Origin of the sequence: Streptomyces jumonjinensis (assembly GCF_009600885.1) — a bacterium.
GTDB classification, from domain to species: Bacteria; Actinomycetota; Actinomycetes; order Streptomycetales; family Streptomycetaceae; genus Streptomyces; species Streptomyces jumonjinensis.
The window spans coordinates 9,022-11,399 of record NZ_VCLA01000202.1 but is presented as its reverse complement, the minus strand read 5'-3'; the positions used below and the strand labels follow the sequence as shown (position 1 = coordinate 11,399).

The 2,378-nt window shown below is 70.7% G+C and carries 1 protein-coding gene; it reads left to right on the top strand.

Annotated elements, in window-relative coordinates; genetic code table 11:
• On the top strand, positions 1-2,378 hold a 2,378-nt coding region (locus FF041_RS36675; protein WP_194292347.1), incomplete at both ends, for a condensation domain-containing protein.

Sequence of the window (2,378 nt, the reverse complement as noted above, 5' to 3'; positions counted from 1 at the left end):
TCCGGGGCTGACGGTGCGGCATCTGTACGGTCCGACCGAGGCCACCCTCTGTGCCACCGTCCACACCGTCGCTCCGGGAACCCCGGCCCCTGCGGTGCTGCCGATCGGCCGGCCCCGGGACAACACGCGTGTGTTCGTGCTGGACGAGTTTCTCCAGCCGGTTCCGGCGGGGGTGAACGGGGAGCTGTACATCGCGGGCGAGGGTCTGGCCCGGGGATACGCGAACCGCCCCGGCCTCACGGCCGAGCGGTTCGTCGCCAACCCCTACGGCGGTCGAATGTATCGGACGGGCGATCTGGCCCGCTGGAACGAGGGCGGCGAGCTCCTCTTCGCAGGTCGCGCGGACGAGCAGGTCAAGATCCGTGGCTACCGGGTCGAGCCCGGGGAGATCGAGGCCGTACTGGCGTCGCATGAGGCGGTCGGCCAGGTCGCCGTCATCGCCCGCGAAGACCGCCCCGGCGACAAACGCCTCGTCGCCTACGTCGTACCCGGCCCCGGGGCGGGCTCAGCCGTCGAGCAGTCCCTGCGGGAGTACGCGGCCGACAGGCTGCCCGCCTATATGGTGCCGTCCGCCGTGGTCGTACGGGAGTCGCTTCCGGTCACGGTCAACGGCAAGCTGGACCGCACCGCACTCCCCGCCCCCGACTTCGCCGGACTGACCGGTGGGCGGGGGCCCGCCACGCCCACCGAGGAGGTCGTGGCCGGTCTGTTCGTCGAGGTGCTGGGAGCGGAACGGGTCGGAGCCGAGGACTCCTGGTTCGATCTCGGAGGTGATTCGCTGCTCGCGATGCGGCTCGTCTCACGGATCCGGTCGGTACTGGACACCGAGGTGAGCATCCGTGAGCTGTTCACCGCGCCGACCGTCGCCGGAGTGGCCCGGCTCATCGACGACCACGACGGGGAAGGCCGTACCGCTCTGACGCCCCGGCCCCGCCCGGAGGCTCTGCCGCTGTCGTACGCACAGCAGCGGATGTGGTTCCTCAACCGGCTCGAAGGCGTCGGCGAGGGGGCCGGCTACAACATGCCGCTCGGCCTGCGGCTGTCGGGCGAGGTGGATGTGCCCGCGCTGGAGGCGGCGCTCGGCGATGTCGCGGACCGGCACGAGAGTCTGCGTACCGTCTTCCCCGAGACCGAGGGCGCCCCACGCCAGCAGATCCTCGAAGGCGCCGCGGGACGGCCGCCGCTTGAGGTGGTGGAGATCGCCGAGGGCGCGCTCGAAGACGCGCTCGCTGCGTACGCCGGACGCGGCTTCGACGTGAGCGGTGATCTGCCGTGGCGGGCCGGACTGCTGGTCACGGGGCCTTCGGAGTACGTCCTGCTGATCGTCGTCCATCACATCGCCTCGGACGGCTGGTCGATGGGCGTGCTGGCGCGGGATCTCGGCACGGCCTACGCGGCGCGTCGCCAGGGCCGTGAGCCCGAGTGGCAGCCGCTGCCCGTGCAGTACGCGGATTACGCGCTCTGGCAGCGTGAGGTGCTGGGGGAGCTGGACGACCCGGACAGTCTGATCAGCCGCCAACTCGACTACTGGCGTACCGCGCTGGCCGATGTGCCCGATGAGCTGGCGCTGCCGGCCGACCGGACGCGTCCTGCCGTCTCCTCGTTCCGGGGCGGGACCGTGCCGGTGCGGGTGGGCGCGCAGCTCCACTCCCGGCTGGTGAAGCTCGCGCAGCGGGGCAAGGCGACCATGTTCATGGTCGTACAGGCCGCGCTGGCGACGCTGATGTCCCGGATGGGCGCGGGGGACGACATCCCGATCGGCACCGCGGTCGCGGGGCGGGGCGACGCGGCGCTCGACGATCTGGCGGGCTTTTTCGTCAACACGCTGGTGCTGCGGACGGATCTGAGCGGCAACCCGACCTTCGATGAGCTCCTCGCCCGGGTGCGGGAAGCCGATCTGGCGGCTTACTCGCACCAGGACGTGCCCTTCGAGCGTCTGGTGGACGATCTCAATCCGGCACGCTCCCTGGGCCGTAACCCGCTGTTCCAGGTCTCCCTCGGGCTCCAGAGCGCTCCCCAGGAGCAGGGGCGGCTCTGGGATCTGCCGGGGCTGCGGGTCGGACCGCTGGAATCCGGTTCGGCGGGCGGCTCGGCGCGTGTCGATCTGACGCTGGACCTGTCCGAGCATCGCGACGGAGAAGGCAACCCGGCCGGAATCAGCGGCGGACTCCTCTACGCGACCGACCTGTTCGATGAGCGCACGGCGCAGATGCTGGTGGAGCGTTTTGTGTGGGTGTTGGAGCAGGTGGTGGTGGATTCGGGGGTTTGTTTGGGTGGGGTTGATGTGGTGGGTGAGGTGGAGCGGTCGGTTGTGGTGGGTGAGTGGGGTGGTGTGGGTTTGTCTGTGTCGGCGGGTTCGTCGGCGCAGACGTCGCCGG